The 6,063-nt window shown below is 71.6% G+C and carries 5 protein-coding genes and 1 pseudogene; 4 read left to right on the forward strand and 2 right to left on the reverse strand.

Annotation, left to right across the window (positions count from 1 at the left end; translation table 11 throughout):
• Position 1 precedes the first annotated feature (1 nt).
• Complete coding sequence (locus AB0I06_RS17825; RefSeq protein WP_363119735.1) at positions 2-592, reverse strand: hypothetical protein; 591 nt, start codon at positions 590-592, stop codon at positions 2-4.
• A gap of 453 nt (positions 593-1,045) precedes the next feature.
• On the opposite strand from AB0I06_RS17825, the gene AB0I06_RS17830 reads away from it, so the two are divergent.
• The 3 genes and pseudogenes from AB0I06_RS17830 to AB0I06_RS17840 all read left to right on the forward strand — a co-directional run.
• On the forward strand, positions 1,046-2,935 hold the full coding sequence (locus tag AB0I06_RS17830; RefSeq protein WP_363119736.1) for an ATP-binding cassette domain-containing protein: 1,890 nt from the start codon (positions 1,046-1,048) through the stop codon (positions 2,933-2,935).
• Between the two features lie 105 nt (positions 2,936-3,040).
• A complete protein-coding gene (locus AB0I06_RS17835; RefSeq protein ID WP_363119737.1) occupies positions 3,041-3,676 on the forward strand; it encodes an acetoacetate decarboxylase family protein in 636 nt (211 codons plus the stop codon).
• Between the two features lie 81 nt (positions 3,677-3,757).
• A pseudogene (locus AB0I06_RS17840) lies at positions 3,758-3,871 on the forward strand (sigma factor-like helix-turn-helix DNA-binding protein); the annotation flags it as partial.
• A gap of 164 nt (positions 3,872-4,035) precedes the next feature.
• Here AB0I06_RS17840 and AB0I06_RS17845 read toward each other — a convergent pair.
• Complete coding sequence (locus tag AB0I06_RS17845) at positions 4,036-5,205, reverse strand: ROK family transcriptional regulator (protein ID WP_363119738.1); 1,170 nt, start codon at positions 5,203-5,205, stop codon at positions 4,036-4,038.
• A 692-nt stretch (positions 5,206-5,897) separates the two neighbouring features.
• Between AB0I06_RS17845 and AB0I06_RS17850 the strand changes: the two genes are divergently transcribed.
• The coding region (locus tag AB0I06_RS17850; RefSeq protein ID WP_363119755.1) for an FAD-dependent oxidoreductase at positions 5,898-6,063 on the forward strand (166 nt) is incomplete at its 3' end.

The raw sequence follows: 6,063 nt of genomic DNA on the forward strand, positions 1-6,063 counted from the left end.
CTCACGCCTCCCCGTAGCCCGGCAGCTCCGGCACAGCCGCCTCCTCGGGCAGGGCCTGCGGGCCGGAGCCGTTCGACTGTGCCGAAGGGCCGGAGCCGTTCGTCTTGGAGCCGGCCTTGGCCAGCCGTCCGACGGCGAACCCGGCCAGCACCGCCCCGCCGAGGAAGGCGCCGGGACGGCGGCGCGCGAAGTCCTGGAGGTCGCCGACCAGGCCGCCCACGCCCCGTGAGTCCAGGTAGTCGGCGGCACGGTGACCGCGGTCGGCCGCCTGCACCACGAGCTTCTTGGCCGGTGAGTCCGTGTCGGCCTTCTGCGCGAGACCGGACAGGTCGTCCGCCCATTCCCGCATCACCTGCGCTCCGCGGCGCGCCTGGCTCTCGGCCTCCTCGGTGACCCTGGATCGCAGGTCACCCGCCATCGCGCCGGCCTGGGCCCTGGCCTCACCGGTGACGGCCTTGGCCTGCTCGGTGGCCGTTCCGACGACCTCACTCGCGCCTTCCCTGGCCTGACCGGCCGTGGCCGAGGCCTCCTGCTTGGCCGTCTGACCGGCCTGCCGAGCACGTTCGGTGCTCGCGTTCGCCATCTCGCTCATGGGTCCTCTCCCTCAGGCACCGCCCGTGGATGTGCTTCTCGTCAGGAACCGGATCGCCCGCGGCGACGGCGTCCGCCGTCGGCTCACGCGTCTCGGCGTGACCGGCCGGGTGCCGGGGGCTCGTCGCCGGCCCTCGTGCTCCGGCGTCCGTCCCGCACGCACCCTCCTCGGTTAACCACCCCTGCCGGTACAAAACGACAAAAAAGGATTTTTCGGGCGAAGGGGTTCTCGAGGCGCCCGATCCCACGGGTCACATGCGTTTCCCGCCTCCGCGATTCGGCCAATCCGGCCCGTGCGGGAGCCGCCTCAGCAACGAACCGCCCCGGTCGACCCCTTGTGCGGCAAGGGCTCCCGCACGTCCGGAATCGAGTGCGTTCGATTCGACCGCCGCGTCGTTAGGCCGTGCACCGCCGAGCCGTCCCGGCCCGGCACGGATCCGCAGGAGGGCCCCAGGTGACGACGACCGACGCCTCGACCGCCGACGAGAACGCTCCACCCCCTCCCCCACCCGCGACGATCACGTTCAGCGGGACGTACGGCAAGAACCCGCTGGCGGACGCGGGTTTCGGTGCGATGTGCCGCCGCCTCCCCTCGGTCCTCGGGCACACCGTCCGGATGGCGTGGGCCGTCGACCGGACCGGCGTCGTCCTGCTCCTCGCGAGCCAGCTCCTCACCGGCGTCGCGGCGGCGCTCGTGCTCACGTTCACCGCGCGGGCCATGACGCACATCCTCGGCGGCGGCACCGTCGCCGAACGCCTGCACGGTGCGCTGCCCGCCCTCGTCGTGGTGACGGCGGCCGCGGCCGTCGGCCGGATCAGCGGCGCCCTGGCCTCCTACGCCGACGGCCGCGTCACTCCCCTGCTGACGACCGAGGCGGACATCGCCCTGGTCGCCGCCGTGTGCCGGGTGGAGTACTCCGCCTACGGCGAGGACGGCTTCGCCGACCGGCAGGAAGCCGCCGAAGTCGGCGTCACCCGCACCCGGTTGATGGTGCAGGACGCCCAGCGGTTCATGTCCGCCCTGATCCGCATGGTCGCGGCGAGCGGAGTCATCACGGCACTGCACCCGTTGATGCTGCCCCTGCTGCTCCTGGCCGTCCTGCCGGCCGGCGCCGGAGCCGTGCTGTCCGCGCGCGTCGACTACGAGACCCACTACCTCAACGTGGGTGACCGCAACGTGCGTTCCATGATGCGCTGGTGGGCCACGTACTCCAGGTTCGGTGACGAGGTCCGCGCCAACGGCATGACCGGCTACCTCATCTACTGGTACCGCGCCCTGTCCGACCGCATCGACCGGCGCACGCTCACCGCCGCCCCGCGTCTGCTGCGCATCGAGCTGAGCACCAGCGCCCTGGGCGGGGTGTTCCTGCTGTGCACCTGGGCCACCCTCGCCTGGCTGGCCGCCGAGGGCCGGGTCGCCCTGCCCGTCGCCGCCACGGCCGTCGTCGCCGTGCAGACCACCCTCGCCGCGCTCGGCCAGTTCGTCGTCCACGGCGCCGCGCTGTTCCACACCTCGCTCTATCTGGCCGACATGCGGGCCTTCCTCGACATGGCCGCCGAGCGCGCCCCGCGGCGCGGCGCGGCGACCATCCCCGAACGCGTCGAGGAGATCCGCCTCGACGAGGTCGTCCACCGGTACCCGGGCAAGGACGAACCGGCCGTCGCGGGGGTCTCCTTGACGCTGCGCCGGGGTGAGATCCTGGCGATCGTCGGGGAGAACGGTTCGGGCAAGTCCACCCTCGCCAAGCTCATCACCGGAATCCTCCTGCCCGACAAGGGACGCGTGCTGTGGGACGGCGTCGACCTCGCCCGGGCCGACCCCGACGCCGTGTGGAAACGGACCGCGCTCGTGCCGCAGAACTTCGCCTGCTGGCCCCTGCGCGCCCGCGAGAACATCACGCTCGGGCAGCCGAAGACGCTCGACGACGGGCCGGTGTGGGACGTGGTCGACGCCGTCGGCATGCGCGAGGCGATCGAGAAGCTCCCCCGGCAGCTCGACACCCTGCTCGCCAAGGAGTTGTGGGGAGGGGCCGAAATCTCCGGCGGGCAGTGGCAGCGCCTGGTGTGCGGGCGCGCCCTGTACCGCCGGACACCGCTGCTCATCCTGGACGAGCCCACCTCGCAGATGGACGCCCGCGGCGAACACGCCATCTTCCTGGAGATCAAGAGGATCGCCGCCGAGCGCATGACGATCGTCGTCACCCACCAGCTGGAGAACACCCGCCTCGCCGACCGCGTCCTCGTCATGGACAAGGGCCGCGTCGTCGAGCAGGGGACCTACGAGGACCTCGTCAACGCCGGCGGACTGTTCGCCGAGCTCGTCGCACTGGCCAAGGACCGCTGACCCGCACCGGCCCGGCCCCCGGCTGCGCGCCGAGGGTCCGGGCCGGACGTACCGGTGGGACAATCGGCCGTACGACTCCGAGCCGAGGAAGCCGGTCATCACGCCGTGGAACGACCAGCCGTCCCCTTTCCCCCGTCCCCGTGGCGCCTCACCGGCGACATGATCGTCTCGCTGTGGCGCGTCCCCCCGGGCGATCTGCCGTCGTGGCCTCTTCCCCCGGGAGCCCGGCCCTGGATCGTGCGGCGCCGCGCCACCCTGCTCACCTTCTGGGTCGACTACCGGCCCGGCGGTGTCCTCGCCTACCGCGAGTTCCTCGTCGCCCTGGCCGTGCGCCACGGACACGCTCCCGCCGCCACCGCCGTGGCCGCGTGGGTCGACAGTGAACAGTCCCGTGCCGGGGGGCGTGCGCTGTGGGGCATCCCGAAGGAGCCGGGCACGTTCACGCTGCACGCGGACAGCCGGAGCGCCCGGGCGGAACTGACCGCCGCCGGTACTCCGCCTGTGCGTCTCTCCTACCGCGAGGTGCTGCGGCTGCCCTTCCGGGTGCCCGCCCGCGGCCGGCTGGTCCAGCGGCTGTCCGACGGCACCGTGTGCCGAGTGCCCATGCGGATCGGTGGCCGGCCGGGCCTCGGGCGTGGCCGCGTCACGGCCGAGGCCCACGGGCCGTTGCCCTTCCTCACCCGGCACCGTCCGCTGCTGACCGTTTCCCTCCGCGATTTCCGCGGCACCGTGGGCAGTTGATCCTCACCCGGTTCGGCTGGGCTACTGACGGCTCCACCGCTGCGGGGCGTTGCCGAGAGCCGTCCAGAGCTGCGCCTTCGAGCCGTCGTGCTGCGGCACCGGCTGGGACTCCAGGAGGGCGAGATCGCCGCCGCGATGGGCATCTCCGCCGGTTCGGTGCAGACACACACGGCCCGCGGCCTCGCCGCGCTGACCCATCTCCAGGGGTGCCGCGAAGGTAGCGGGCGACACGCGTCTCCGAGCCGGTCACCGCCCCGATGCGGTGGCCCGACCGGGCGACCGGCTGACGGCGTCGACATCGGCATCGACACCGGCACCGGCACCGGCACCGACGGCCCACGGGCCCGGTCCGGTTCGGCTCAGAACGCGGGGGCCGACTGCTCGGCGGGCTGGTTCTGGCGCCGCGCCCCGAGTACGGCGTCCCGCAGCCGCTCCTGAGCCATCGTCAGGCACGCGTACACCGCGCCTTGCGCCGTCGACAGACCGATCAGATGCTCCACCGCCCTGATCTCGGGAGCGCTCGGCAGGCTCCGGTCGAGCCGGCCCCGCACCTCCGGCAGCACCTCGTCGACGAGGGGACGCAGCCGGCCCACGAAGTAGACCGACTCGGGGTCCAGCGTCACGGCGACCACGCTCACCGCGGTCACGATCGCCGTGGTGAACGCCTCGAGCACCTCGGCGCGCGGAGCCTCGGGATGCGACTCCAGCCAGAGGTCCTCGACGCGCCCGAGCTCCAGCCCCCGCTGCCGGGCGAAGCGCAGGAGCCCCCTGGTGCTCAGCAGCTCGTCGAGGATCTGGTCGCCCACCCCGGACGACAGCACCCCGATGTCTCCGAAGGTGGGCGTGCTCCCTCGGGCGAGCTCGTGATCCGTGCAGCTGGCGAAGTTCAGTATCGTGCTGACGCTGAAAAGCACGGCGTTGGTGATGCTGGCGTCGTTCGTGAGGATCCCGAGCAGGGCCGCGTTGGCATCGCTGTCGAGGAGCACGGGAGCGTCGACACGTTCCTCGATGGCCCGGTGGAGGTGGGAGCCCTCGAAGATCTTCATCGACTCCGCGGGGCCGAAGATCTCCGTGCCGCCCCGGACCCGGCCGGGAACCGCGGCGACGATCTGACGCAGAGGACCCTGCGCGGATTCGGCGGCCTGCGCGATCAGGTCGACCAGCCAGCGCGCGGCGTCCTCGACCTCCTGGTGTTCCGGGGTGGGAACGGCCAGGTGCCGCACCTCGCGGCCCCTGAGGTCGGTCACCAGCACACCCGTGGTCTGCACACCGAAGCTGATGCCCGCGACATGCCCGGTCGTGCCGGGCAGGTCGAGATAAGTGGACCGGCGGCCACGTCCGGTGACCTCGTCCATCCCGCCGTCGACGACGAAGCCGTCGGCCCGGAGTTCCTCCACCGCCCTGGACACGGTGGCCTTGCTCAGGCCCGTCAGCTCGATCAGCTGGTTCCGTGTCAGGGGCGCGTGGGAGAGGACCACGTCGAGCACCGACGCCTTGTTGTAGTCGCGGGGAGTGGGGTTAGAGGTCACGTGATGACCATAGCGAGCCCGGTACGCCGGTCCTGCCGGGACCGGCCTGGGTGTGATGATCACGGGCTTCGGTGGGGTGACGCGAAGTCGCTCGCGTCCGTCCGCCGCCGTGCCCCGGGGGCGGTCGAGGGCGTCCTCACGGCCCTCTCCCTCGTCTTCCGCTGCGCCGGACGGTTCTCGGCTCATCTGTCATGCACTCCGAAGGGTCCCGGCAGCACTCCATACGGCATCGCCGCGCCATGGCGCGGACCGGAGGGGCTGGGGGTCGATGGCGAACTGATGGTCGCAGCGAGCATCGATCAGACGGTGGACCCCGGTGCGGTCAGCCGTCGCAACGGAGTGACGTCAGGCTGATCACCCCTGATACAGGGCGACTTGACCGCATGGCGCGAGCGTACCACTCGCGATCAGCGCCTTTCCGTCCCTGCCCTAGGGCATACAGGGGCATCTCTTGCGCACGAGACGCTGGCCGTGCGCCAGGCCGGCGTCTGGATTGAGCCGCTATACACGGATCCGGAGCCTCCGGATCGCCGCCTTCACGGCACCCACCACCCTCTGATCGCCGGAGCGCAACACCAAAATTTATTGTTTCAGGTTGGAACTGGAACCAAGAGTGTTATGGTCTGAGCGCAGCAGCGAGCAGCTTCCGACACCCCTAGCGGCTGACGGCACTGGCAGGAGAGAGCAGCGATATGAAGTTCACCCCTTACTGGCTGGACACCGCTCCTCAGGGACCGGACCGGTCCGGGACCGAGATCGGCGGGCGTGTCGGCGTGGCGGTCATCGGTGCAGGGCTGACCGGTCTGTCGGCGGCCCTGCATCTGGCGCGCCGGGGTGCTGACGTGCACGTCTTCGAGA

The organism is Streptomyces sp. NPDC050674 (genome assembly GCF_040654575.1).
In the GTDB taxonomy this organism is placed as follows: domain Bacteria; phylum Actinomycetota; class Actinomycetes; order Streptomycetales; family Streptomycetaceae; genus Streptomyces.